We start from the raw sequence: 25,291 nt of genomic DNA, 5'->3' as shown, positions 1-25,291 counted from the left end.
TAAAAAATACAGGCTCGATTTCTTGCACAACGACACACTCGTCGAAATCGAAGATGTTGCATTTGGCTACGGCGCCCGGCCGGTTTTGAAGGGCATCAACCTGCGTGCGCGCAGCGGCCAGGTCGTGGCCATCATGGGCAGCAGTGGTTGCGGGAAAACAACACTTCTTCGATTGATCGGCGGACAGATCAAGGCGCGGCAGGGCACCGTACGGGTCGCCGGCGAGTCGCTGGGCGCGCTCGACCAGGCCGGCCTTTATCGGCTGCGGCGCAAGATGGGCATGCTGTTCCAGTTCGGCGCGCTCTTCACCGATATGTCGGTGTTCGACAATGTGGCATTCCAGCTGCGCGAGCATACCGATCTGCCGGAGGACGCGATCCGCGACCTCGTGCTGATGAAGCTGCACGCGGTCGGCCTGCGCGGCGCGGCCGAGCTGATGCCGGCCGAGCTGTCGGGCGGCATGGCACGGCGCGTGGCGCTGGCGCGCGCGATTGCGCTCGATCCGATGCTCGTCATGTACGACGAGCCTTTCGCCGGCCTCGATCCGATTTCGCTCGGCGTGACGGGGAACCTGATCCGGCGCCTGACCGACACGCTGGGCCTGACCTCGCTCGTCGTCACGCACGACGTGCAGGAATCGCTCAAGATCGTCGATTACGTGTATTTCGTTTCGGAAGGCGTGATCGTGGCGGAGGGGACGGCGGACGAGATCCGCGCGTCCGCGTTGTCCTACGTGCACCAGTTCGTCCACGGCGAAGCGGACGGCCCGGTACCCTTCCACTACCCGGGGCCGGACTACGCCACCGACCTCCAGTTGGGAGCCATGCATGCTTAGGCAGGCCATCGAAAACCTCGGCGCCCGCACGATAGACGCGGTCTGGCGCATCGGCTTCGCGACCCGTTTCTTCGCCGCGACGCTGCTGCATTCGGGCACCGCGTTCCGCCGTTTCGGCCTGACCGTGCGTGAGCTCTATTTCACCGGCGTGCTGTCGCTCATCATCATCCTGGTGTCGGGCCTCTTCGTCGGCATGGTGCTCGGGCTGCAAGGCTACGAGACCTTGCAGACCTACGGCTCGGAGGAAGCGCTCGGCATCCTGGTCGCGCTGTCGCTGGTGCGCGAACTCGGCCCGGTCGTCGCGGCCTTGCTGTTCGCCAGCCGCGCCGGCAGCGCGATCACGGCCGAGATCGGCCTCATGAAGGCGACCGAACAGCTTTCGGCGATGGAAATGATGGCCGTCGACCCGATCGCCCGCGTCGTCGCGCCGCGCTTCTGGGCAGGCGTGATCTCGATGCCGCTCCTGGCGGCACTGTTCTCGGCCATGGGGGTGTTCGGCGGCTACCTCGTCGGCGTGCAGCTGATCGGGGTCGACGAGGGCGCGTTCTGGTCGCAGATGCAAAGTGCGGTGGATTTCGAGCAGGACATCCTGAACGGCGTCATCAAGAGCGTCGTCTTCGGCGTCGCGATCACCGCGATCGCGCTGTTCGAGGGCTACGACGCGCCGCCGACCGCCGAGGGGGTGTCGCGGGCGACGACCCGTACCGTGGTGACCTCGAGCCTCGCGGTGCTCGCGCTCGATTTCGTTTTGACTGCATTCATGTTCCGGGGAAGCAACTGACAATGAACAAGACCGTACTCGATCTCTGGGTGGGATTATTCGTCATCGCGGGAATCGTGGCCCTGCTGTTCCTCGCGCTCAAGGTCGGCAGCATGAGCGCCGTAAGCGCATCCGATACCTATGAGGTCGTCGCGCGCTTCGACAATGTCGGCGGCCTCAAGCCGCGCGCCCCGGTGAAGAGCGCGGGCGTCGTCGTCGGCCGGGTCGGGGAGATCCGCTTCGACAACGAAAGCTACGAAGCCGCGGTGACCCTGCGGCTCGACAAGCGCTATGCTTTTCCTAAGGATTCAAGCGCCGCGATCATGACGTCCGGCCTGCTGGGCGAGCAATATATCGGCCTCGAAGCGGGCGGCGATAGCGCGACGCTCAAGGACAAGGACCGCATTGCCATCACGCAGGACGCCGTGGTCCTCGAAAACCTGATCGGCCATTTTCTCTACGGCAAGGCTCAAGAAGGAGCGCCACAATGATGCTCAAAACCCTGACAAGCACTCTCCTGGCGGCCGGCGTCCTGCTGGCCGCTTCTTCGGCCCACGCGGAAACGGTCAACCTGCAGCAGGCCGTCGCCATGAGCCTCGCCGCCGATCCGCGCGTCAAGGAACGCGAACAGGTGGTCGAGGCCGCGCGTGCGCTGCTCGAAGAGGCGAAGGGCAACGCCGGCTGGCGCATCAGCGCCAACGCCTTCATCGGGCTCGCGCCCGAGGTCGAGGGCGGCTTCTATCAGGGTGGCGCGTACAGCGGCACGGTGCCGCGCACCGACGGCGACAACCTCGACGGCGTGTCGGACTGGACCCACCTCGATTTCGCGCTGATCAAGCCGCTCTTCACCTTCGGCAAGATCGAACACTACGGCGAGGCGGCCCAAGGCAACGTCGACGTCAAGCGCGGCGAACTCAGCAAGACGCAGGGCGACATCGTCTATGACACCAAGCGCGCCTACTTCGGCTATCTGACGGCGCGCGACATCCGGGTGTTCCTCGAGGACATCCAGTCGCGGCTCGACCGCGCGATCGCCTCGGTCGACCGCAACCTCAAGGAAGAGAATGGCGAGTCGAAGCAGTCCGACCTCTATGCCCTGCAGACGGCGAAGGGCCTGCTGTCGAAATACGTGCATCAGTCGCGGGCGATCGAGAAAGTCAGTCTCGACGGCCTCAAGGTGCTGACCGGGGTCGGCCTGAAGACGGAACTCGCCGTGGTCGACGAGCGTATCGCGCCCGTGCCGTTTCCGCAGGTCGAACTCGCCGACCTGCACGCGCGCGCCCTGCAGGATCGCCCCGAAATGCGCCAGCTCGAGGCCGGGCTGCGCGCCCGGCGCGCGCTCGTCGCCGCGAAGAAGGCGGATCGCATGCCGAACGTCTACGCGGGCGTGATCGGGCAGTTCAACTACGCGTCCAACCGTGAACGGCTCGACAACCCCTATCTCACCGACCCCTTCAACGGCGGCGGGCTGACCCCGGTCGTCGGCGTGAAATGGGACTCGGTCTTCGGCGTCACCGACGCGCGCATCAACCAGGCCCAGGCTGAACTCGAAGCGCTCAACCACAAGAAGGCCTTCGCGGTGTCGGGCATCCCCTTCGAGGTCAGCGAGGCCTACGTCAACGCCAAAGCCAACCTCGACGCCCAGCAGGAACTCGCCGAGGGGGCCACGGCGGCGCGGCGCTGGATGATCGCTTCGCTGGCCGACCTGTCGGCGGGAATCGAAAGTGCCGGAACGGTGGCCGATGCGATCCGCAACTACGTTCTGGTGCATACCGAATATCTGCGCACCGTGAACGACTACAACATGAACGTCGCGCAGCTTGCCCGGCTGACCGGTGAACTCCGCTAAGGGGGAAGGCGTCTACTCCCTGCCTGCCCGAATCGGGCCCCCGTTCTCTACACATAGGAAACCGTTATGTTGCGCACGTTTTTGCTGCCGCTGGCGCTGATCGCCGGACTGTTCTCCACGCCGGTGACGGCGGCCGACACGCCGCCCGACGTTCTCGCCCGGACGACGACCCAGGAGGTCCTCGCCATCCTCAAGCAGGACCAGGAAATCCGGAGCGGCAACCTCAACAAGGTGTATCAGCTCGTCGAGGCCAAGATCCTGCCAAACTTCGATTTCAACCGCATGACGCAGCTTGCCGTCGGCAAGCACTGGCCGCGCGCGAGCCCGAAGCAGAAGCAGGCGCTCGTGACCGAGTTCCGCAACCTTCTGGTGCGCACCTACTCGAGCTCGCTGACCGCGTTCACCAACCAGACCGTCGATTTCAAGCCCATGACGCTGAAGCCCGACGACACCGACGTGACCGTCCGCAGCGAGATCCGCCAGCCCGGCGGGCAGCCGATCCCGATCGACTACGCGATGTACAAGACGGCTTTCGGCTGGAAGGTCTACGACGTCTCGATCGACGGCGTGAGCCTCGTCACCAACTACCGCGCCTCGTTCGCGAGCACGATACGCCAGAGCGGCATCGACGGCCTGGTCAAGACGCTGGCCGACAAGTCGGCGAGCGCCGCGGCCAAGCCGGCGGCACGCCCGGCGCCGTGATCGCCTGCGACGGCGAGCGCTGCCGGCTCGGCGGCGCGGTGACGGTCGACAGCGTCGGCGGCCTGTTGCGCGAACTCGAACCCCATTTGCGGGGCGGCGTGGCGGAACTCGACTTCAGCGCGGTCGAGGCCGCCGACTCCGCGGCGCTCGCCCTGATATTCAGCGCGATGCGCACGGCGCGGCAGGAGGGCAGGGCGCTGCGCTGCACCGGCATGCCGGCGAGCTTCACAATCCTGGCCGACCTCTACGGCGTCTCCGACCTGTTGCAGGCATGAACGCGGCGGCGCACGCGATCAGCGTCCACAACCTGCGCAAGCGCTTTCGCACGACCCAGGCGCTCGACGGCGTCTCGCTCGACATCCAGCCCGGCGAGTTTTTCGGCCTGCTCGGCCCGAACGGTGCCGGCAAGACGACGCTGATCTCGATCCTTGCCGGCCTCACGCGCGCCGATTCGGGCTCGGCGTCGATCATGGGCCACGACGTCGTCGCGGGATACCGCAAGGCGCGGCGTGCGCTCGGCGTCGTGCCGCAGGAGCTCGTCTACGACCCCTTCTTCAACGTGCGCGAGACCCTGCATATCCAGTCCGGCTATTTTGGCCTCAAGCACAACGACGCGTGGATCGACGAGATCATGCATCACCTCGATCTGACGCCGCATGCGAGCAAGAACACCCAGAGCCTCTCCGGCGGCATGAAGCGGCGCCTGCTCGTCGCGCAGGCACTGGTCCACAAGCCGCCCGTCATCGTCCTCGACGAGCCAACCGCTGGCGTCGACGTCGATCTGCGCCGCTCCCTGTGGGAATTCGTCAGCCGCCTCAATCGCGAGGGGCACACGATCCTGCTGACCACGCATTATCTGGAAGAGGCTGAGGCGCTGTGCGGCCGCATCGCGATGCTGAAAAGCGGCCGCGTCGTTGCCGCCGACACGACGCGCAACCTGCTTCGCCTGACCAACGAGCATTGCGCGCAACTGCGGCTCGACCGCGAGACCGTACCGCTTGCCTGGCAAAAGCGGCTGCAGCGCGACGCCGACGGCTGCTGGCGGCTCAATTTCGGCGACTACGCCGACCTCGAATCGCTGCTCGCCGACCTGCGCGCCGACGACGTGCGCGTGCTCGAGATGCATCTGCGCGAACCCGACCTGGAAGATGTCTTCACCGACATCATGAAACGGACATGAGCGGCCTGCCTGCACTGTTCCGCAAGGAAATGCTGCGCTTCTGGAAAGTCGTCGTGCAGACCGTCGTCGCGCCGGTGGTGACGGCGCTGCTGTACCTGTTGATTTTTTCGCACGTGCTCGAAGCGCACGTCGAGGTCTACCCGGGCGTTTCCTACACGAGCTTTCTGATCCCCGGGCTCGTCATGATGAGCATGCTGCAGAACGCGTTTGCCAACAGCTCGTCGAGCCTGATCCAGTCGAAAATGACCGGCAACATCGTGTTCGTGCTGCTGCCGCCCCTGTCCTACCTGGAGTTCTTCTTGGCCTATCTCGGCGCGTCGGTGATCCGCGGGCTCGTCGTCGGTCTCGGCGTCTGGGTCGTCACGCTCTGGTTCGCGCCGCTCGAACTGCCGCATCTGGGCTGGCTGCTTGCCTACGCGCTGCTCGCCTGCGCGATCCTCGGTGCGGTCGGCATCCTCGCCGGGATCTGGGCCGAGAAATACGATCAGCTCGCGGCCTTCCAGAACTTCCTGATCCTGCCGCTGACCTTTCTTTCGGGCGTGTTCTATTCGATCCATTCGCTGCCGCCGTTCTGGCAGGCGGTTTCCCACGTCAACCCGGTGTTCTATCTGATCGACGGCTTCCGCTATGCCTTCGTCGGCCAGTCGGACACCGACCCCTGGCTCGGTCTGCTGGTCGCCGGGGCCTGCTTTGTGGCAATATCCGCCCTCTCCCTGACGCTGCTCAAGCGCGGCTACAAGCTCAGGCACTGAAACGTCTCTCGACCGAGAGGCGCCCGATGGAAACAAGCGAAACTAGCGAGACAAGCATGGTCACTCCCGAGGACATCAAAAGCTGGATCACGGAAAAACTGCCGTGCGACTACATCGAACTCGACGGCGACGGCCAGCATTTCCAGGCCGTCATCGTCAGCCCGGCATTCGCCGGCAAGAACACGATCCAGCAGCACCGCCTGGTCTACGACGCGCTCGGCACCCGCATGCACGCGCAGATCCACGCCCTGTCCATGAAGACCTACACGCCGGAAGACTGGGCCGCGCGCTGACATGGACGCACTGCTGATCCAGGGCGGCAATCCGCTCGCGGGCGAGGTGCGGATTTCCGGGGCGAAGAACGCCGCGCTGCCGATCCTGACCGCGAGCCTGCTTACGGCCGAGCCGCTCAGGCTCGGCAACGTGCCGCACCTCAAGGACATCAGCACCATGCTCGCGCTGCTCGGGCACATGGGCGTGCGCGTCACGCTCGACGACAAGAATCACGTCACGCTTTCGGGCGATTCGATCCCGCACAAGGAAGCGCCCTACGAAATGGTCAAGACCATGCGCGCGGCGATCCTCGTGCTCGGGCCGACGCTCGCGCGCTTCGGCGAGGCGCGCGTCTCGCTGCCCGGCGGTTGCGCGATCGGCTCGCGCCCGGTCGACCTGCACATCAAAGGCCTGCAGGCCATGGGCGCCGACATCTCGATCGAACACGGCTACATCCACGCGCGCTGCAAGCGCCTGCAAGGGGCGCGGATCGTCATGGACATGGTGACCGTGACGGGGACCGAGAATCTGATGATGGCGGCGGCACTCGCCGAGGGGACGACCGTGCTCGAGAACGCGGCACGCGAACCCGAGGTCGTCGATCTCGCACGCTGCCTCATCGCGATGGGCGCGAAGATCGAGGGCGCCGGCACTGACGTCATCACCGTGCACGGCGTCGAGGCGCTCCACGGCGCCGAGTACTCGGTCATGGCCGATCGCATCGAGACCGGCACCTTTCTCGTCGCGGCCGCGATGACCGGCGGCCGCGTGCGCGCGACGCACACCTCGCCCGACACGCTCGAAGCCGTGATTTCGAAGCTGCGCGAGGCCGGTGCCAAGGTGAGCGTCGGCGACGACTGGATCGAAGTCGAATCGACCGGCAAGCTCGACTCGGTCGACGTGCGCACTGCGCCGCATCCGGCGTTTCCGACCGACATGCAGGCCCAGTTCATGGCGATGAACACGATCGCCGTGGGCGCCGCGAGCGTGACGGAAACAATTTTCGAGAACCGCTTCATGCACGTGCAGGAGCTGCGCCGCCTCGGCGCCAACATCGAGGTCTCGGGCCATACCGCGCTCGTCCGGGGCGTGGCGCGTCTCGACGGCGCGACCGTGATGGCGACCGACCTGCGCGCCTCGGCCTGCCTGGTGCTGGCGGGCCTCGTCGCCGCGGGCGAGACCACGATCGAGCGCATCTACCACCTCGACCGCGGCTACGAGCGCATCGAGGAAAAGCTGACCCAGCTGGGCGGGCGCATCAAGCGCGTGCACTGAAGACGGACGAGCCATGAGCAATACCGGCATCACACTGGCCCTGTCGAAGGGCCGCATATTCGACGAGACGCTGCCGCTTCTGGCCGCCGCGGGCATCACGCCGGCAGAGAGCCCGGAGTCGTCGCGCAAGCTCATCATCGGCACGAACCGCGACGACGTCCGTCTCATCATCGTGCGCGCGAGCGACGTGCCGACCTACGTGCAATACGGCGCCGCCGACCTCGGCATTGCCGGCAAGGACGTGTTGAACGAGCACGGCGGCCGCGGCCTCTACCAGCCGCTCGACCTGCAGATCGCCAAGTGCCGGATGATGGTCGCCGTGCGCGAGGGCTACGACTACGCCGGCACCGTCAAGCAGGGCGCGCGCATCCGCGTGGCGACCAAGTACGTCAACGCGGCGCGCGACCATTTTGCGTCGAAAGGCGTGCACATCGACCTGATCAAGCTCTACGGCTCGATGGAGCTCGCCCCGCTGGTCGGCCTGTCCGACGTCATCGTCGACCTCGTGTCGACCGGCGGCACGCTCAAGGCGAATGGCCTCGCGGCGGTCGAACACATCTGCGACATCAGTTCGCGACTGGTCGTGAACCAGGCCGCGCTCAAGCTCAAGCGCAGCGTAATCCAGCCTGTGGTGGATGCGTTTGCGGCGGCGGTGGCGCGCTGAGAAGGTACGTGCAGGCAGCCGGGGTGTCGTTCGGGTCTCGGTGAGAAACCCCGCGCGTGTCGGTCGGGCAAAATAAGCAGCGCCGAGCAGTCGAACGACTCGTCTGGAGCGGTAAACACGAGCCCTCCGTAGCCACTGCCGACGCTCACTCGGAGGCCCGGCGCGGCAGCATCGTGCAAGACTCGTCTCCTACCGACGAAGCGTGAATCGGCCGCCCGCCGGCCTACGCCGAATCGACGCGACCCCTCGGGCCCGCTAGGGCTTGCGACACTCCAACCCGAAATCCCGCAAGATGGTCTTCGCGCGGTGGGCGCAAGTATGCTCGGCTTGAACGCGTGCTTTCGCGGCCGCACCGACGCGGCGGACGAGGGCGGGATCGCGGCGCACGCGCTCGCAGATTTCCTGTAATTCCTGCACCCCGCCGAACACCAACACCTCTTTCCCCGGCTCGAAGCATCGCGCGAGGTCGGCCACATAGTCGTGGATCACCGCCGTGGCGCATGCCGCCGGTTCGAAGCTGCGCTGGTTGAGACCCTCGAACACGTTGAGCTCGTTGCGGATGTTGAGCACGGCGAGGCTCTCGCCGTAGAGGCCTGGAAGCTGCCCCCGCGCGAGCCATCCGTTATGTACGTCATGGGGTGTGCGCCCGAGGAGGTTCCAGCCACGGCCATAGACCGCGATCGGGAAGGCCAGCTGCTGGAGAAGTGCGACGCGGTGTGGGGTGGGCACTGCGACGAACGCGATTCGATCGGTACGAGGCACGTCTCCCGAGAGAAACCGGCGCGTATTGACGGCGTGCGGCAGATAAGCCCCGTCGTCCGCGAAACCGAAAGTCTCTGCCTCAACGAGGAATCCGCTGTCGGTGTAATAGACGCGGTCCAGGCGGGAGGCCCTTTCTTTCGCCTGCGGCCCAAACTTGTCGCCCACCCAGCCGGCCGCCGGTATTCCCTGGGACCGGACCATGTCGAAAAGCGCAGCGGGCGCCCAATAAGCCTGGACGAACACAACCAGGTCGGGCTTCACCGTTTTCAGCGATGCGTCGAGTTGCCGCAGGAGGTGCCGTTCGAGTGCAGCCCGACCGCCCAGCTTGGCAAGACGTGCACCCATCGCGGACCAGGGCGTGTTGCCATTGAGGGCAAAAACCGCGGGGGCCGCACCCGCGTCTTCGAAGCCATCCCGGGCGTCCTCGAACCACTGAACGATGCTTCCTGACTTTCCTACGAGCAGAATTCGTGGCTTCAATATTTCGGTACGTGGTGGAGTTGCGACATGACGACGAAGCGCGATTTTAGGGGAATTGCGGACTCGCGTCCTGACCCGGGCGCGGCTCCGGTACAATGCACCCCGCCCGGCGATAAGGGCATCCGAGAGTCCGTGCTTAATTGATGAAATCATTGTTCCTCCCCAGAACATGGACGCCCCCCGTCCTCGCCTGGTCTTTCCTGCTGCTCCTGCCATTCGCTCGCTCGTCCGAGTTGCCCATGTTCATCATGGCCATCCTCGGCGGCATTCTGCTCTGGAAGCATGGCCGGGCGGTCGCGTGGGAAGGCGGCGCCAAGACCTTCAGCCTGCTGTTCCTGTGCATCTGGGTGCCGATAGCGCTGTCCGTGCCTGACTCGCTCTGGTTCAAGAAGTCACTGAGCACCGCGCTTACCTTTCCGCGTATCTGGCTCGCCGGTCTGTATCTGATCTGGATGCTGCGCGAGCCTTTGGCGCGCGAGCGCCTCTTCAAGCTGTCCGCGTGGCTGTTGGTGTTCTGGGTGGTCGACGCCTTGATTCAGGCAATCGTCGGCTACGATCTGTTCGGCCACGCTTACCCGGAACGCCTGAACGGCATATATGGCCCGACCAACTGGAAGCTCGGCCTCACGCTGGCGATGCTGTCGCCGATTGTGTGGGAATATTTCTCGCGCCACGGCACTCGCTGGCAATTGGCATTGGCCTGGCTCGGCACAGCGGCCGTGGTCCTCCTCGCGAGCAATCGCGAAAGCTGGATCGTCTTCGCCGTCGCGACCGTGATGTGGACTTGGGTTTATGCGCGGAGGCTCGCGTTTCATCCGGTGAGGTTACTCGGGCCGCTTGTGGTGGCAGCGGTGGTCGCGGGTGTCGGAGTGTATCAAGTCAACCCGAAGTTTGCCCAGCGCGTGGATCAATCCTTGTCGGCGTTTGACTTCACGTATGAAAGCCTGAACAACGCCAGTTCCTATAGGGTTCACTTGTGGAACAATGCGCTCACCGTCCTGAAGAATCACCCCGTAAATGGGGCAGGGGTCCGTAGTTATCGCTACGCATATGCCAAGTATGCGAAGCCGAACGACCCTTACTTAAGTCCGGACGGGACGGGGATGATTTACGCCCATCAATTGGTGCTGGAGGTTGGCTCAGAAACCGGGGGCATTGGATTGGTCGGGTTGCTGATGTTTTTCGCGGTTCTGATCCGGTCGGCGCAGGGGATGTCTCGGGAGTACTTGGCTTGGCCGGCTTGGCTGGGGGTATTCGCCTGGCTCTTCCCTTTCAATACGCATACCGCGATTTATTCGGCCTATTGGTCGCTGGTGGTCGGGTGGATGATCGCTATTTCCCGGACCGCGCCGTCCGTCGAACACGTCTCATCGAATAGGCCATACACGTAGGGCTTTGGAAGCTCTGGCAATTAACTTATTTACTGCCTTGCAGGCACTTCGGATCCGGTTGGAGGAATGTTATGAATCAGTATGAAAGAAAAATGTTGGATCTTCTCAAGCGAGGTAAGCAGGAACTGGGCTACGTCGGCGTCAAGGCTGAATTCGAGGCGGAAGGGACGCGCACGGACGAATTGTTGAGACTGATCGAGCTGGCACGCAAGGCGGGTCTCAACGTCGGCCTAAAAATCGGAGGCTGCGAGGCGATGCGCGATTTGATGGAAAGCAAGCAATACGGCGTCGAGTACATTATTGCCCCCATGATAGAGAGTGGCTATGCCTTGTCCAAATTCATTGATGCAAAAAACAAGGTGTATAGCAAGGATGAACAACGCGATACGCGATTTCTCTTTAATGTAGAAACAAAGAGCGCGTTCGGTTGTATGGATGAATTGGTGCAAATAGCTGCTCAACCCGGGGGGGCGGACGGGGTCGTCTTTGGTCGCGTCGACTTTTCTCTGTCTATGGGACTCACGCGCGATGACATCAATGACCCAAAAGTCACCTCCTACTGCCTTGAGGTTTCGGAGGCGTGCAAAAGGAGCGGCTTGGATTTTGTAGTGGGAGGCGGCGTATCGATGGATGCGCTCTCGATCATGAAGGAGTTGAATTCGAGTCATCTCTCCCGATTCGAGACGAGAAAAATCATTTTTGATGCAGCGATGATGGAGAATGCGGATGTCCATAACGGGCTGCTGCAGGCCGTTCATTTCGAATTGCTTTGGCTGCTGAACAAGCGTGAGTACTACAGTTGCATTCTGAAAGAGGATGCTAAGCGCATAGAAATGCTTGAGAGACGATGGCACGTGCTTTCGGCCGATGAGAAGGCGAGCACGTCGACGTATGTAAACCAACCGAACATTTGACTCCGGCCATGGATAAGCCGCGCAAAACGATCTTGCTATTTGGTGCTAGTGGCGCAATCGGATCCTCCATTGCGGACTTATTCTTGTCTCGCGACTGGAGCGTAGTCGGCGTGACCCGCAGTGTGCGCTCCGGTCAAGCCAATGGAGTGTCCTGGATAATCGCTGATCCGTTGGCCGGTCACGTGGCAGCGGACGGTTATGATGAATACGCTCCATACCATGCCGTGTGCTGGGCCCAGGGAGGAAACGTCAACGATAGCGTCTATGACGTAGATGTGGATGCGCATTTACAGCTCTATCAGACCAACTGCATATACATCCTGTCGTCGTTGAAGCTGCTTCTGCAGCGGAGCTTGCTCGCCCAGCCTGCGAGGTTATGCGTCATCAGTTCGATCTGGCAGGAGATTGCGAGGCAAAACAAGCTCTCCTATGGCATGACGAAATCGGCACTGCGAGGGCTGGTGTTGTCGGCGGCGGCGGACCTCGCGGCTGACGGCCATCTTGTTAACGCCATACTTCCGGGGGCGCTGGACACGCCAATGACTCGCGAAAATCTTACCGCTGAACAGATAGGCGAATTGGCTAGCGCAACACAATTCGGTCGTCTTCCGCAGTTGGGAGATGTTTCCCGGCTCGCGATGTTTCTTTGCTCGGAAGAGAATACGGGCATAACTGGCCAGTTCATAGCCGCTGACTTGGGATTTAGCCGTGTCCGTATCCTTTGATATCCATTCAGAAATCAAGCCCTATCAAGTTCGGATCGGAAAAGATTTGCTTGAGGCGACGTTCGAGGCCGCGAACGACAGCATTTTCCTCTGCGATCGTTTCTTTGCGAACCGCCTGGCACATTCTGGTCGCCCCGTCATAGCAGTTGATGCGACTGAGTACGTGAAAAGCCTTGATCGAATGTCCGAGGTGATTATTAGCTTGCGAGCGAACGGGGCCACGCGTAATACGAACTTAGTCGCGGTCGGCGGGGGGGTCATCCAGGATGTCGCTACGTTTTGCGCTTCGATCTACATGCGGGGGATTTCCTGGAAGTATCTGCCGACAACTCTGCTCGGCATGGTTGATTCCTGCATTGGCGGAAAATCCGCCATCAATGTTGGCCCATACAAGAACATCGTCGGCAACTTCTATCCGCCCGAAGAAATCCTGGTTGATCCTGGTTTAAACGGAACGCTCGCCATTGAGCAGAAGGTGGCTGGTCTCTGCGAGGCCGCCAAGATATGTTATGCGCGCGGCGAAGATGTATTCGCGCGTTACCTGGCGCTGCATCCATCGGCCGATCTGGAAAACGTTGACCTGTCACGGTTGATCGAATTGAGCTTGCGCTCCAAGAAATGGTTCATCGAGGTCGACGAATTCGATCGCAATGAGCGGCTCTTGCTCAATTTTGGCCATACGTTCGGACATGCAATCGAGGGGGCGGCCAAGTTCGCCGTCAGCCACGGCGTGGCAGTAGGTGTCGGCATGCTGGCCGCGATGCACTATGCCCGGCTCGCCACCGGGAACCGGGCGCTTCCGCTACCGGCTACCACGTTGGCTGCCCATATCCGGGGTTTGCTCGCACATATCGATGGATTAGGCGAAGTGCTTGCAGCCACGACTGAGCAGGATTTGTTCGATCGCTTTGCGGCAGACAAAAAACACAGTGCTACCGCATATACGATTGTTGGCATCGACCAGGCGGGCCGTCTGCAAAGGCTGGCTTTGCCGCGTTCGCCAGAATCAGAACGCATCATCAAGGAGACGTTCGGAGCCATACGGCGTCCCGATTTCTTGTCGGCCGCTGAATGACTGGCAGGTGAAGCTATGGCACTTGAATTCACCTCTGCTGTTTCCTCGGCACTGAATAATGACCCTCGTGTGTTCCTGATCACGGGCGCAACCGGATGGCTGGGGCGCGCCCTCACAGAGATGCTTCGCCGCGCCTTGGGAGAGGAGTTTTCCCAACGGGTGATTCTCTATGGGTCACGAGAACAGTCGACGGCGCTTCGGGATGGGACTGCCGTCACCATCCGCGAATTGTCCAAAGCCACGCGTCTGCTGGACGGGCGTCCTGCCTTGCTTTTCCATTTTGCGTTTCTTACCAAGGACCGCGTCGGTTCGCTTTCCGATCAGGAATATGTGGAGCGTAACCGGGAGATTTCAGGCATGGTCGCGTCCCTTGTTGAGGAGGGAAATGTCTCGGGCGTCATGCTTGCCTCCTCCGGTGCTGTCTACGATCACCTCCTTGGACGGAAGCGAGACGCGGCGGCCGGTCTTTATGGCAGGCTCAAGGCGGAGGATGAATCGCGATTTGAGAAGGTGTGCCGCGCCCGAAGCGTGCGACTGGTAGCGCCGCGCATCTTTAACCTGAGTGGCCCCTGCATGAACAAGTTTGAAGCCTACGCCTTGTCGGCCATCATCGTTGACGTCTTGAAGGGTGGACCGATACGGCTGAGAGCCAACAAGCGGGTTTTGCGGTCGTATTTTTACATCGGCGACCTGTTCGAGCTTTGCATGCGCTGCCTCATCGATGAATCCATGCAGACGGAGGCAGTCAGGTTTGACACGGTCGGGTCTGAAGTCGTCGATGTCGGCGAGCTTGCGGAGCGGGTTCGCACGGTGCTAAATCGTCCCTCGATGCCAATCGAGCGCCCCGCACTCAACACAGATTCGGAGGACCGATACATCGGTGATCTCTCTGGCCTGGACGAACTGCTCTCCCGCTATGAAATCGCGCCCTTGGCGCTCGATGCCCAGATCGCGAAGACGGCAGACTACATTCGCGATGCCTCGGGATGCTGCTGATGAACGCTGGTATGGCGCACAATTCGAATGCGGTCGCCGACGACCACGCAGGTGCCGACTGGCTGCTGCCTCGGCGCCGCCACCCCTATTACATCGTCGCGCCCCGGTATGTGAGAATGTCCGCCGGAATCAAGGTGCTACATCTGCTCTGCCATGCGCTCAATCGGGCGGGAGAGCGTGCCTATCTCATTACACATCCCTACTGTTTGCCGCAGTACGCCACGCACCCGGAATTGATCACGCCGGTTCTAACCAGGGCGACCCTCGAGCATGATTTCGCTTCAGGGTTGGCGCCCATCGTTGTCTATCCGGAAACTGTGCACGGTAATCCTTTCAACGCGCCCTTCGTGGTGCGCTATGTCCTTAATTTTCCCGGCTTGCTGGGCGGCGACTTTCAGTATGACGAAGACGAATTCTGTATCGCCTATTCGGAAAATCTTGCCGGATCCATCCCTTCCGCTCGGCTGACGCTGTTCGTGCCCGCGTCCGACCCGCAGACATTTAGCCCCGTCCCGGAGCAGGAGCGGCGGGGCACCTGCTTCTACGCGGGAAAATATAAGTATCACCATGGCGGTGAATTGTTCGATATCACACGCGACAGCACTGAGATCACGCGAGACCTCCCCGATTCGCCCACGCAGCCACAGATCGCGGACCTCTTTCGCAGGTCTGAGCTCTTATATTGTTACGAGAACAGCGCCCTCGCCATCGAGGCGCTACTGTGCGGCTGCCCGGTGGTCTTTCTCCCCAACCCGTATTTCGACCGGGTGATCGCGGCCGAGGAGCTTGGGTGGGACGGAATCGCATGGGGCACGGACCCTGACGAGATTGCCCGTGCCAAACACACTGTCCACTTGGCGCGAGATAATTTCCTGCACCATTTCGATGTCTTCTACGAAGCGCTCGGGGAATTCATTGCGTCGACGCAGTCAGAGGCGGACGGGCGCCGGTACGAGACGCCCATTGCAGTGCCTTACCTGCGCGACACGAACCTCGTCCTCAAGATCGGCGGTGTTCTTGAGATCGTCCGCTCCTTCTACCAGCAAAAGGGCGGCCTGAAGACGGCGGGACAAGTACTTAAGCGGATCAGTCAGCGTGGGCTCCGTTTTTTTCCGTGATTCACGCGTGAGCGAAAACGAGACAATGCCCACGGACCATCTGCTCACAATTCTGATTCCCACCCGCAATCGGGCGGCCAAGCTCGATGATGCCTTGAACTCATTGGTACGCGCTATCGAGCATGCCGACTGCGCAGGGAACGTTGTCGTGACGTGCGTGGACAACTATTCCACCGATGCCACCCGAAGTGTGGTGGAGCAATTCGCGGCCAGTCACGCATTCGTCGAATACCGCCATCAGGACCGTGAGTGCAGGACCGCCGAGGAAAGCCTGCAAAACGCCCTGCAATATGCCGAGGGAGAGTATGTATGGTCCTTCGGCGATGACGACCGGGTGGTGGAGACGGCCTTGGCCAGCCTGTTGCCAGTGCTCGAAGGGGCGGGCCCGGCTTTGGTCCTGCTGAACCTGGTAGCGCAGGTGGAGGAGGCGAGGCACGGATATTTCGATGCACCATATCCGACCATAGCCTACGCGCGGGGTCTCGATCTGTTTCGAGGTTTCGGCTTGGTCTCGGCCACGACGACCATTTCGTGCCTGTGCTTCCGGCGCGCGGGGCTGTCGCTGGCGGAGTGGCAGCGCTTGTCCGGTATCTCGCCGATATACAGCCATTCCGTGGCGATGATGCTCGCCTTTCATGACAGGCCTGCGGTAGTGATCCCGAAGCCGCTTGTAGTGTATACGGCCAACACCCTGTCTGAAGAATACGGGCGCATCACGCGCGTCGCCAGCGAGCGGCGGCAGCTGACACTTTTCTCGTTCACCATCGGGCTGATTCGACTTCTGACCGAGGCATCGTCCCGACTTGGGCTGCCAATCGAGACATTCCATTCGTTTGAGGAAATCGAGCTCTCGAAAAGCAACTGGCAGGTCAAGAACAGCCTGCTCGGGTTCTTTATCGCCCGAATGGCCTTGGAGCAGATATCGCTTGGCCGGAAGAGCCGTCACGCCGAGGAGAAGTTCAGCAGAGATCAGCGTCAGGAGATCTTGGACTTTTTCGAACGATCTCCTCACCCGGCATTGATGAATATCATGCTTGTTGCCCTTGATCTTGATCGCGATCGGCGAGGTGTACTGACGACGCGCGCGGGGCGACTGCTGGAGGACCTCCGCGACAGTCTTGAAATGAATGAACGTGCATGGTTCGCTGTCGGGCGCGCGAGTCCCGGCGAGGCAACACGTGCCGCGATCTTGTACCCGAAGGGGCGGCCATTCAAATTTGCGCGCGGCGTGCCTGGCGATGCGGACGGCCGGCCCGCGAAAATGGAGGATCAGGAAACGATCGTACTCACCATCCTGATTCCGAGCTATAACAGGGCTCCGAACCTGGCGCGCCAGCTACGCGGTCTCGCCGAGGCGGGACTGGGACACGAGCAAGACGTCGAAGTGCTGGTTGCGGCGAATGCCAGCACCGACCGTACTCCTGCTGTCGCGCGCGCGGCAAAACATCTCCTTCCTAATCTGCGCGTCCTCGATTACCGGGAATTTGTGGATTCCGCAGAAGAAAATGTCAACCGGGCCTTTCCGCAAGTGCGCGGACGGTATGTCTGGCTGCTAGGGGATGATGACGAGATCGTCGTCCCTACGCTTCACCTCCTGCTCAATATTGTGCGTTCTGGCGGGGCGGCCGATGCCTATGTGTTCAACCAGTTGAATGCGAGGGAGTATGAGGCCGGGGCGAATCTTCGTCGGCATAAGCTCATCTATAACTTCGAGTTGCCTGGCGCTATCCGTGAAGAATGCGCATTTAGTGAGTGCGATTATCGCGACCTGGTACGGCGGCATGGTCTGACGACGGCAATGGCGCTCCTGTCGCGCTATGTACTGCGCAAGAGCGCATTTGTTGACAGCGCGGATTACATCGCGGTTTCCAAGATCTATTCGCACGTCTTCGGCTTCATGCGCGCGCTTGCCGGGAAGCGCACCGTATTTGTCAATTATCCGCTGGTAGCACGCAAAACATCCGAAGTCGGCGAGCGATTCCGCACGCTGACGAACAAGGCTTCTCAGCCCGCTTTCTGGCCCTGGACCACAGGGTTGATCAGACTGGCTCGCCATGCGGAGAGGGCCGGTTTGCTCGGGCCGGGCTTCCTCGTCGAGATCGCCGAAACTCACCCAGACGGCAGTCATTTTCGGCTGGTCGACGAGATGTTTCTCCAGGTATTGCGGCAGATGGAGCATTACGTCGAAACCGGGGACCCGATGCAGCTGCAAAGCGTTGCCGAAATGGAGGAATTCCACGGTTATTTCCAGAATCTGGCGGCAAAAGAAAATCTTCCGCTGATAACCATGATGACTTGGCATTCGCGTCTTGACGGGCTGCGCCAGATGCAGATAGCGGGCTGCGAGTCAGGTGCGGTTCTTCTGCCCAAACTGGCGCTTCTGGCGCGTGATCTGATGGAGGCCAAGCAATACCTGCTCAAACGTTGCATCGTTCGGCGGGATATCGGCGCAATGGATAGGCTGTTTTTTTTCCTGATATGGAAGGTCCGTCGAAATCCTTGGTTGTATAGTGTCGGCCGCAAGCTGCGGACTGCCAGGTCGTTTGGGCTCGGTGCTCGGCTGACGCAGACGTATGCGCAGATTCTACATAAGGAACTGTGGCCCTGACTGCGCCGAGGATGCCTACCTTGTTATCGATCGCGAACGTATAGCGCAGGCGGGTGCTTGATTCCGGAAAATGTTGATTTACGGACGAGGTGAAAGTGAAAGCAGTGATATTGGCAGGCGGGCTGGGAACCCGTTTAAGCGAAGAAACGGGCGTGCGCCCCAAGCCTATGGTCGAGGTCGGCGGCAAGCCGATCCTATGGCACATCATGAAGCTGTATTCGCACTATGGGATCGATGAATTCATCGTCTGCCTAGGCTACAAAGGCTACATGATCAAGGAGTATTTCGCGAACTACTTTCTCCATATGTCGGACATCACTTTCGACATGTCCAGGAACGAGATGCAGGTGCATCAGAACAACGCGGAGCCGTGGCGGGTGACCTTGGTGGACACGGGGGACGTCACCCAAACGGGAGGGCGGCTCCGGCGCGTCCGGGAATATCTGGGGGACGACGATTTCTGCATGACCTACGGCGATGGCGTCGGCGATGTGGAGATCGACAAGCTGATGGCGTTTCATCGCGCGCACGGCTGCCTCGCTACGGTGACTGCCACGCAGCCTCCGGGCCGGTTCGGCGCGCTCGATCTCGATGGCAGCAGCGTAATGAGCTTTTGCGAGAAGCCGCATGGTGACGGCAGTTGGATCAACGGCGGCTTCTTCGTGCTGTCGCCGAAGGTGATCGACTATATCAGCGGCGATTCGACGCTCTGGGAGCGGGAGCCGCTCGAAAGGCTGGCGAGCGAGAAGCAGCTCCGGGCTTATTTTCATCACGGCTTCTGGCAGCCGATGGACACCCTGCGCGACAAGCAACATTTGGAATCGCTTTGGCAGGAGGGCAAGGCGCCGTGGAAGATATGGTGACGAGCCCGGACTTCTGGCAGGGCAAGCGGGTTTTTGTAACGGGTCACACGGGCTTCAAGGGGAGCTGGCTCTGTCTTTGGCTGCAAAGCATGGGGGCGGAGGTCTTGGGATTTGCGCTTCCCCCCCCCACCGATCCCAACCTGTATGAGGCCGCCGGGGTGACCCGCGGCATGCATTCGCATCTGGGCGACATCCGGCAGGGCGAGGAGCTGGCACGCGTATTGGCGGCATCGCGGCCCGATGTCGTATTCCATTTAGCGGCCCAGCCACTGGTCCGTCACAGCTATACCCATCCCGTTGAAACGTACTCCACGAATGTGATGGGAACGGTCAATCTGCTCGAGGCCGTGAGGCGAGCCCCGTCAGTGCGTTCCGTGGTCATCGTCACGAGCGACAAGAGTTACGAAAATCGCGAATGGCCCTGGGGGTATCGCGAGATAGATCCGATGGGGGGATACGATCCGTACAGCAACAGCAAGGGCTGCGCGGAGCTTGTGGTTTCAGCTTACCGCAGCTCCTATTTCAATCCGGCAAACTACCAGGAGCATCGTGTCGCCCTGGCATCGGCGCGGGCGGGTAATGTGATCGGTGGCGGCGACTGGGCTGCCGATCGGCTGGTGCCCGACATTGTTCGTGCGGTTAGCGTGGGGCGTCCGGTGTGGATACGGAATCCTCATGCCATTCGTCCGTGGCAGCACGTTCTGGAGCCGCTCTCCGGATACCTGCTACTCGCGCAGCGCTTATACGAGCAGGGGCCCGCGTTTGCACAGGGCTGGAATTTTGGTCCTGCCGATGACGATGCGCAGCCGGTCTCCTGGATCGTCGACCGAGTAACCGCTCTCTGGGGGGAGGGGGCCCGCTGGGAGTTGGAAGGCGGAGAGCATGCGCATGAGGCGAATTATCTTCGCCTCGACTGCTCGAAGGCGCGAGCCGAGTTGCAGTGGCACCCGAAATGGACGCTCGGCCAAGCCCTGGACAAGACAGTCGAGTGGTACCGGGCAGCCGGATCGGGCGCTGACATGCGCCCGTTCACGCTTGGCCAAATCGAAGCCTACCTCTGATAAAACGTTATAGAAAGTCATGAAATGGAATCCTCTTCCGCAATGTTAAAGGAACAAATCCTTTCTCTCGTAAACCAGTACGCCGACCAGGTAATGTCTTCTAAGCCGTTCACGGCGGGTCAATCGGTCATCCCACCGTCTGGCAAGGTAATAGGCGCATTGGAGCTCCAATACATGACCGAGGCGGCTCTCGATGGTTGGCTCACGACCGGCCGTTTTAACGAAGCGTTCGAGTTAGAGCTTGCGAAATTTCTCGGCGTCAAACACGTCCTCACGACGAACTCCGGGTCGTCAGCCAATCTGCTGGCACTGGCTGCGCTGACGTCACCCAAGCTGGGAGATAGAGCATTGCGGCCTGGCGACGAGGTCATTACGGTGGCCGCAGGGTTTCCGACGACCGTCAACCCGAGCATCCTGTTCGGTCTAATACCGGTGTTCGTGGATGTGCATATCCCAACATACAACATTGATCCCGCCAAGATCGAAGCCGCGATCAGTCCCAAAACCCGCGCCATCATGATTGCTCACACTCTGGGCAATCCGTTCGACATCGATGCAGTTACGCGACTGGCTAAGCAGCATAATCTCTGGCTCATCGAGGACTGCTGCGATGCGCTGGGTTCTACCTATGACGGACGCAAGGTCGGCACCTTCGGCGACATTGGAACTCTGAGTTTCTACCCTGCCCATCACATCACAATGGGAGAAGGCGGCGCAGTATTCACCAACGATGGACTACTCAAGACCATTATCGAGTCATTCCGCGATTGGGGTCGGGACTGCTACTGTGCGCCCGGCAAGGACAATACCTGCGGCAAGCGTTTTGGCTGGAAGTTGGGCACGCTCCCTTTTGGCTACGATCACAAATACACGTACTCGCACCTCGGGTTCAACTTGAAGATCACCGACATGCAGGCGGCATGCGGGCTCGCTCAGCTACAGCAGGTGGATCATTTCATTGAGACGAGAAAGCGAAATTTCAACTATCTGCGGGACCGATTGAAAAGATCGTGCCAAGAATTCCTCATCCTGCCTGAGGCGACACCCAAATCGGATCCGTCGTGGTTTGGGTTTCCGATTACCTTGCGAGACGACGTCGAGTTCGATCGAGTCGCGCTCCTCCAGTATTTGGACGAGAGAAAAGTTGGCACGCGACTGCTTTTTGCGGGAAACCTCACACGCCAGCCCTACATGACTGGCCGGAATTATCGCGTCGCAGGCACTTTGAACAATACGGATATCGTGATGAATAGTACTTTCTGGGTCGGTGTGTACCCCGGCTTGACCGAAGAGATGCTGGAGTATATGGCGGTCCAGATTGAGTTGTTCCTCGGAATTGGGTTCTAAAAAAGAAGCGGGGGACGCCCCCTCGTTGAGACATGACAGACTACTTCAGTATCAGTTTTACCAGACGCTTACAGGACGCCATCTCAGACATGGCCAAAAGCCTAGCAGCCGTGTATTTCTGGGGGTTTCTGGGGTGGCACGATATCCGGCAACGGTATAGGCGATCAACCCTGGGTCCCATGTGGATTACGGCCAGCACCGGGGTAATGGTCGCGGCGATTGGCCTGCTGTATTCTCAGATCTTCCATGCCGATCTCGATCAATACCTGCCCTATCTGGCTATCGGCCTAGTGACATGGGGGCTTATCTCCACCATCATTAATGAGAGTTGCACTGTGTTCGTGGGTGCCGAGGCCGGGATAAAAAGCAATTCGATTCCCCTGACGGCACATGTGCTTCGCCTTGTGTGGCGTAATGTGATCGTATTCGGCCACAACCTACTGATCGTGGCCGTGGTTTTCGCGCTCTTTCCGAGGAGAATCGGCTGGGAAGCCTTTCTTTTGCTGCCCGCCATTCTGTTAGTTGCGCTGAACGGAGTGTGGATGGGGCTGTTTCTCGGGGTCTTGTGCACTCGTTTTCGAGATGTTGCGCAAATAGTAATGAATGTGATGCAAATCGCGTTCTACCTGACCCCCGTGATTTGGCATTCCGACGTATTGAAAGGGCGTCACTGGGCAGTTGACTTTAATCCCTTCTATTACCTTCTAGAAGCCACGAGGGCGCCTCTTCTCGGTGGCGGGCAACTCGGCCAAATTTTTGGCATCACTGCGCTACTGACTGTGGTCGGATTGTCGGTCACCCTTCTATTCTTTGCGCGTTTTCGTTCACGCGTTGCGTACTGGCTCTGACCGTGTCTCATATTCGCGCCACCGACCTCGTCGTAGATTTTCCTATCTACGACGCCTCCCAACGTTCCTTGCGAAAGAGGTTTCTCAGCGCCGCTACAGGCGGAGCAATTACCCACGAGGGCCAACATCGAGTTGTGGTCCGGCCACTTGACCACATAAGTTTTGATTTCCGCGAGGGGGACCGTATCGGGGTGGTTGGCCACAACGGTGCCGGTAAGACGACGCTGCTGCGGGTGTTGAATGGCGTCTACGAGCCGGTTGGCGGCAGCCTCGAGATATCCGGCCGGCTTGCATCGCTACTGGACATCACGAACGGCTTTGACACTGATGCGACAGGTTACGAGAACATCGTGCTGCGCGGCTTGATGATGGGGATAAGACCGCGTGAAATTCAGCCAAAGATTGCGGAGATCGCCGAATTCTCTGGCCTCGGAGAGTATCTCGACCTCCCCTTGCGGACCTACTCTTCCGGGATGGTCTTACGTCTAGCGTTCGCTGTGTCCACGTCGGTGGATGCGGATATCCTGCTCATGGACGAATGGCTGAGTGTGGGGGATGCGGAATTCAATGAAAAAGCCTCGAAGCGTTTGAATGAACTGATAAGCAGGACAGCCATTATCGTCATCGCTTCCCACGACACGGCCATGCTGAAACGCGTCTGTAACCGAATCATTCGCTTGGAGCACGGCAGGCTTTCGGAGGGGGACCAGATGCTGGATCACCCGCAATAGCGCCGTGGGTGGATTGGGTTTTTGATGAATTGGAGAAATGAATGCGCTATAGCGATGTAATGGCCGATTGGCTTAAAGATATGGGTTTTACACACTGCTTCTTCGTAGCGGGAGGCAACATCATGCACATGGTGGCGAGCGCGAGTAAGCGCTTCACATGCATTCCCGTTGTTCATGAAGTCGCAGCAGGCATTGCAACTGAGTACTTCAATGAAAGTAGCCGCACTGAGCGCGCGTTTGCTCTTGTGACTGCCGGGCCCGGGCTCACTAACATTGTTACGGCGATAGGTGGTGCATGGCTCGAGAGTCGCGAGCTACTGGTCATTGGCGGGCAGGTTAAGACTGAGGACCTGAGCCGGAACACGCTGCGCCAGAAAGGCATACAAGAGATCGCGGGTGTGGATATCGTCCGGCCGATCACGCGTCACGCAATCCTGCTGGATGATGTTGCGGACCGCCAGACGTTCTCACGGTACGTGCAGGACGGGGCAGAAGGCCGGAAAGGTCCCGTGTTCATCGAGATTCCACTGGACGTCCAGGGACGCGAAGTTGACCCGGGGAACCTGAGCGGCCCTGAGTCGACCACCACCGAAGCGGCGCTGCCGTGTCTGGATGAATCAGTTTTGCAAGGAATTGTCGAGGAGATCCGTGCTGCCAAACGTCCCATGCTGTTACTAGGTGGTGGCGTGCACCGATCAATCACCGAAACACTCTACGACGGCCTTGCCGACATGGGTGTGCCGATCACCACCACCTGGAACGGCGCAGATCGCCTCGGCTTTGACCATCCTATGTATTTTGGCCGCCCTAATACGTGGGGGCAACGGTACAGCAACTTGTTGTTGCAGCAATCCGATCTGATCGTCGCCTTGGGCACGCGCTTGGGACTGCAACAAACCGGATTTAACTGGAAGCAATTCGCGCCGAAAGGGCGCGTGGTGCAGGTTGATTGTGATGCCGCAGAATTGACCAAGGGGCATCCGCGAGTCGACATTGCTTTGCTCGCCGATGCAAATACCGTGCTGAAGTCTCTTTCAAACTATGAACTGGGAGACCATTCGGACTGGGGCGAATACTGCCGTGTAGTGCGCGAGAAATTGCCGATCGTAGACCAGAGGAATACAACGAGAGAAGGCTATATCTGTCCCTACGTCTTCGTGCAGCAGCTGTCACGCATGAGTGGTGCGAACGACGTCGTGATCCCGTGTAGCAGCGGTGGCGCTTTTACGGTAATGATGCAAGCATTCGATCAGAAAAGAGGGCAGGTCATCATCACCGACAAGGGATTGGCCTCGATGGGCTATGGACTCAGCGGGGCCATTGGCGTGGCGTTCGCCCATCCGGATAGGCGGGTGATTCTTGTCGAGGGCGACGGAGGATTTGCCCAGAATTTGCAAGAGTTGGGCACTGTGGCCATAAACAAACTGAATATGAAAATTTTCATTTTCGAAGACGGGGGATACGCCTCCATTCGTATGACTCAGCGCAATTATTTCGGCGGACATTACGTCGGCTGCGACCGTTTGACCGGACTCGGACTTCCCAATTGGGACGCTCTTTTTGCCGCCTACGGGATACCCTGTCTACGCATCGGGCCTGGTTTTGAGGAAAACGGGGATTTCTCTAACCTCTTTAACTCTTTTGGTGTGGCAGCATTTTTGGTGGCGATTGACCCTGAACAGACCTATTTTCCAAAGATCACCAGTCGCGTGACCGACGCCGGGAGTATGGAATCCAACCCACTTCACAGGATGACGCCAGATCTCGATGAAGAACTCTACGAGACGGTAGGCCGCTACCTTTGAGCCTCTGGACAAGTCGAAGTTGCGTGGCGAAGAGAGCGCTTCGATGGTATCGTTGCCGCCGATCTGCGTGGGGCGGCAAGTCGATTTGGAGTAACGCGACCACGCGCGTTGCCGGACCGCCGCCTTTTCGGCCGGACAAACATCCAGACCTGATGCGGAATGCCGGGTTTTTCCAGCTGGATACCGGAAGACTCGGAGCATGGGGAACATTAGCGCAAGGTGTCCCTGAATCTCAGCCGCCGGGACTTATCGGCGTTCCTTCGCGCGGTGCCGGATG

The 25,291-nt window shown here is 60.2% G+C and carries 25 protein-coding genes; 24 read left to right on the top strand and 1 reads right to left on the bottom strand.

Annotated elements, in window-relative coordinates:
* The first annotated feature begins 22 nt into the window (after positions 1–22).
* From TBD_RS09530 to hisG, 11 genes are all read left to right on the top strand, one after another.
* A complete protein-coding gene (locus TBD_RS09530; RefSeq protein ID WP_011312412.1) occupies positions 23–835 on the top strand; it encodes an ABC transporter ATP-binding protein in 813 nt (270 codons plus the stop codon).
* Positions 828–1,616 carry a lipid asymmetry maintenance ABC transporter permease subunit MlaE gene (gene mlaE, locus TBD_RS09525; RefSeq protein WP_011312411.1) on the top strand — a complete coding sequence of 263 codons (789 nt, stop codon included), beginning with the start codon at positions 828–830 and terminating at the stop codon, positions 1,614–1,616. Before TBD_RS09530 ends, mlaE begins: the two co-directional genes overlap by 8 nt.
* A 2-nt stretch (positions 1,617–1,618) precedes the next feature.
* Positions 1,619–2,086 carry an outer membrane lipid asymmetry maintenance protein MlaD gene (gene mlaD / locus TBD_RS09520; RefSeq protein ID WP_011312410.1) on the top strand — a complete coding sequence of 156 codons (468 nt, stop codon included), beginning with the start codon at positions 1,619–1,621 and terminating at the stop codon, positions 2,084–2,086.
* Positions 2,083–3,444: a TolC family protein gene (locus tag TBD_RS09515; RefSeq protein ID WP_011312409.1), complete on the top strand. Its 1,362-nt coding sequence runs from the start codon at positions 2,083–2,085 to the stop codon at positions 3,442–3,444. Before mlaD ends, TBD_RS09515 begins: the two co-directional genes overlap by 4 nt.
* Positions 3,445–3,510: 66 nt before the next feature.
* Positions 3,511–4,146 carry an MlaC/ttg2D family ABC transporter substrate-binding protein gene (locus TBD_RS09510; RefSeq protein ID WP_011312408.1) on the top strand — a complete coding sequence of 212 codons (636 nt, stop codon included), beginning with the start codon at positions 3,511–3,513 and terminating at the stop codon, positions 4,144–4,146.
* A complete protein-coding gene (locus TBD_RS09505; protein WP_011312407.1) occupies positions 4,143–4,421 on the top strand; it encodes an STAS domain-containing protein in 279 nt (92 codons plus the stop codon). Before TBD_RS09510 ends, TBD_RS09505 begins: the two co-directional genes overlap by 4 nt.
* Positions 4,418–5,326, top strand: coding sequence for an ABC transporter ATP-binding protein (locus TBD_RS09500; protein WP_011312406.1), 909 nt, complete (start codon positions 4,418–4,420; stop codon positions 5,324–5,326). Before TBD_RS09505 ends, TBD_RS09500 begins: the two co-directional genes overlap by 4 nt.
* Positions 5,323–6,078: an ABC transporter permease gene (locus TBD_RS09495; RefSeq protein WP_011312405.1), complete on the top strand. Its 756-nt coding sequence runs from the start codon at positions 5,323–5,325 to the stop codon at positions 6,076–6,078. Before TBD_RS09500 ends, TBD_RS09495 begins: the two co-directional genes overlap by 4 nt.
* Before the next feature lie 56 nt (positions 6,079–6,134).
* Positions 6,135–6,371: a BolA family protein gene (locus TBD_RS09490; protein ID WP_041432655.1), complete on the top strand. Its 237-nt coding sequence runs from the start codon at positions 6,135–6,137 to the stop codon at positions 6,369–6,371.
* Position 6,372: 1 nt separating this feature from the next.
* Positions 6,373–7,626: a UDP-N-acetylglucosamine 1-carboxyvinyltransferase gene (murA, locus tag TBD_RS09485; RefSeq protein ID WP_011312403.1), complete on the top strand. Its 1,254-nt coding sequence runs from the start codon at positions 6,373–6,375 to the stop codon at positions 7,624–7,626.
* A gap of 13 nt (positions 7,627–7,639) precedes the next feature.
* Positions 7,640–8,290 carry an ATP phosphoribosyltransferase gene (gene hisG / locus TBD_RS09480; RefSeq protein ID WP_011312402.1) on the top strand — a complete coding sequence of 217 codons (651 nt, stop codon included), beginning with the start codon at positions 7,640–7,642 and terminating at the stop codon, positions 8,288–8,290.
* A gap of 255 nt (positions 8,291–8,545) precedes the next feature.
* Here the strand turns inward: hisG and TBD_RS09475 are convergent, their stop codons facing one another.
* On the bottom strand, positions 8,546–9,532 hold the full coding sequence (locus tag TBD_RS09475) for a CgeB family protein (protein ID WP_041432654.1): 987 nt from the start codon (positions 9,530–9,532) through the stop codon (positions 8,546–8,548).
* Between the two features lie 239 nt (positions 9,533–9,771).
* On the opposite strand from TBD_RS09475, the gene TBD_RS09470 reads away from it, so the two are divergent.
* From TBD_RS09470 to TBD_RS09410, 13 genes are all read left to right on the top strand, one after another.
* Positions 9,772–10,923, top strand: a complete 1,152-nt coding sequence (locus TBD_RS09470; protein ID WP_238376445.1) for an O-antigen ligase family protein — start codon at positions 9,772–9,774, stop codon at positions 10,921–10,923.
* Positions 10,924–10,994: 71 nt separating this feature from the next.
* Positions 10,995–11,837 (top strand): aldolase/citrate lyase family protein, encoded by an 843-nt coding sequence (locus TBD_RS09465; protein WP_011312399.1) that lies wholly within the window; start codon positions 10,995–10,997, stop codon positions 11,835–11,837.
* 8 nt (positions 11,838–11,845) lie between these two features.
* Positions 11,846–12,562 carry an SDR family oxidoreductase gene (locus tag TBD_RS09460; protein ID WP_041432652.1) on the top strand — a complete coding sequence of 239 codons (717 nt, stop codon included), beginning with the start codon at positions 11,846–11,848 and terminating at the stop codon, positions 12,560–12,562.
* A complete protein-coding gene (locus TBD_RS09455; protein WP_011312397.1) occupies positions 12,546–13,637 on the top strand; it encodes a 3-dehydroquinate synthase in 1,092 nt (363 codons plus the stop codon). The genes TBD_RS09460 and TBD_RS09455 overlap by 17 nt, the downstream gene beginning before the upstream one ends.
* A 15-nt stretch (positions 13,638–13,652) precedes the next feature.
* Positions 13,653–14,633, top strand: a complete 981-nt coding sequence (locus tag TBD_RS09450) for an NAD-dependent epimerase/dehydratase family protein (protein WP_011312396.1) — start codon at positions 13,653–13,655, stop codon at positions 14,631–14,633.
* Positions 14,624–15,751 (top strand): hypothetical protein, encoded by a 1,128-nt coding sequence (locus TBD_RS09445; protein WP_041432650.1) that lies wholly within the window; start codon positions 14,624–14,626, stop codon positions 15,749–15,751. The genes TBD_RS09450 and TBD_RS09445 overlap by 10 nt, the downstream gene beginning before the upstream one ends.
* Positions 15,752–15,758: 7 nt before the next feature.
* Positions 15,759–18,359 carry a glycosyltransferase family 2 protein gene (locus TBD_RS09440; protein ID WP_148203036.1) on the top strand — a complete coding sequence of 867 codons (2,601 nt, stop codon included), beginning with the start codon at positions 15,759–15,761 and terminating at the stop codon, positions 18,357–18,359.
* Positions 18,360–18,454: 95 nt separating this feature from the next.
* A complete protein-coding gene (gene rfbF, locus TBD_RS09435) occupies positions 18,455–19,222 on the top strand; it encodes a glucose-1-phosphate cytidylyltransferase (RefSeq protein ID WP_041433133.1) in 768 nt (255 codons plus the stop codon).
* Positions 19,216–20,283: a CDP-glucose 4,6-dehydratase gene (gene rfbG, locus TBD_RS09430; protein WP_041432646.1), complete on the top strand. Its 1,068-nt coding sequence runs from the start codon at positions 19,216–19,218 to the stop codon at positions 20,281–20,283. Before rfbF ends, rfbG begins: the two co-directional genes overlap by 7 nt.
* A gap of 24 nt (positions 20,284–20,307) precedes the next feature.
* The gene (gene rfbH / locus TBD_RS09425) at positions 20,308–21,630 is read left to right on the top strand and encodes a lipopolysaccharide biosynthesis protein RfbH (RefSeq protein WP_011312391.1); all 1,323 of its coding nucleotides are present in this window, start codon (positions 20,308–20,310) and stop codon (positions 21,628–21,630) included.
* Between the two features lie 32 nt (positions 21,631–21,662).
* Entirely contained in the window at positions 21,663–22,478 is an 816-nt protein-coding gene (locus tag TBD_RS09420; protein WP_011312390.1) for an ABC transporter permease, read from the top strand.
* A gap of 2 nt (positions 22,479–22,480) precedes the next feature.
* Positions 22,481–23,209 carry an ABC transporter ATP-binding protein gene (locus TBD_RS09415; RefSeq protein ID WP_011312389.1) on the top strand — a complete coding sequence of 243 codons (729 nt, stop codon included), beginning with the start codon at positions 22,481–22,483 and terminating at the stop codon, positions 23,207–23,209.
* A 41-nt stretch (positions 23,210–23,250) separates the two neighbouring features.
* Positions 23,251–25,014 (top strand): thiamine pyrophosphate-binding protein, encoded by a 1,764-nt coding sequence (locus TBD_RS09410; RefSeq protein ID WP_011312388.1) that lies wholly within the window; start codon positions 23,251–23,253, stop codon positions 25,012–25,014.
* Positions 25,015–25,291 lie beyond the last annotated feature (277 nt).

Origin of the sequence: Thiobacillus denitrificans ATCC 25259 (assembly GCF_000012745.1) — a bacterium.
Classification (GTDB): domain Bacteria; phylum Pseudomonadota; class Gammaproteobacteria; order Burkholderiales; family Thiobacillaceae; genus Thiobacillus; species Thiobacillus denitrificans_B.
Note: the sequence above shows the minus strand (reverse complement) of the source record. Positions and strands in the feature narration are given on the sequence as shown.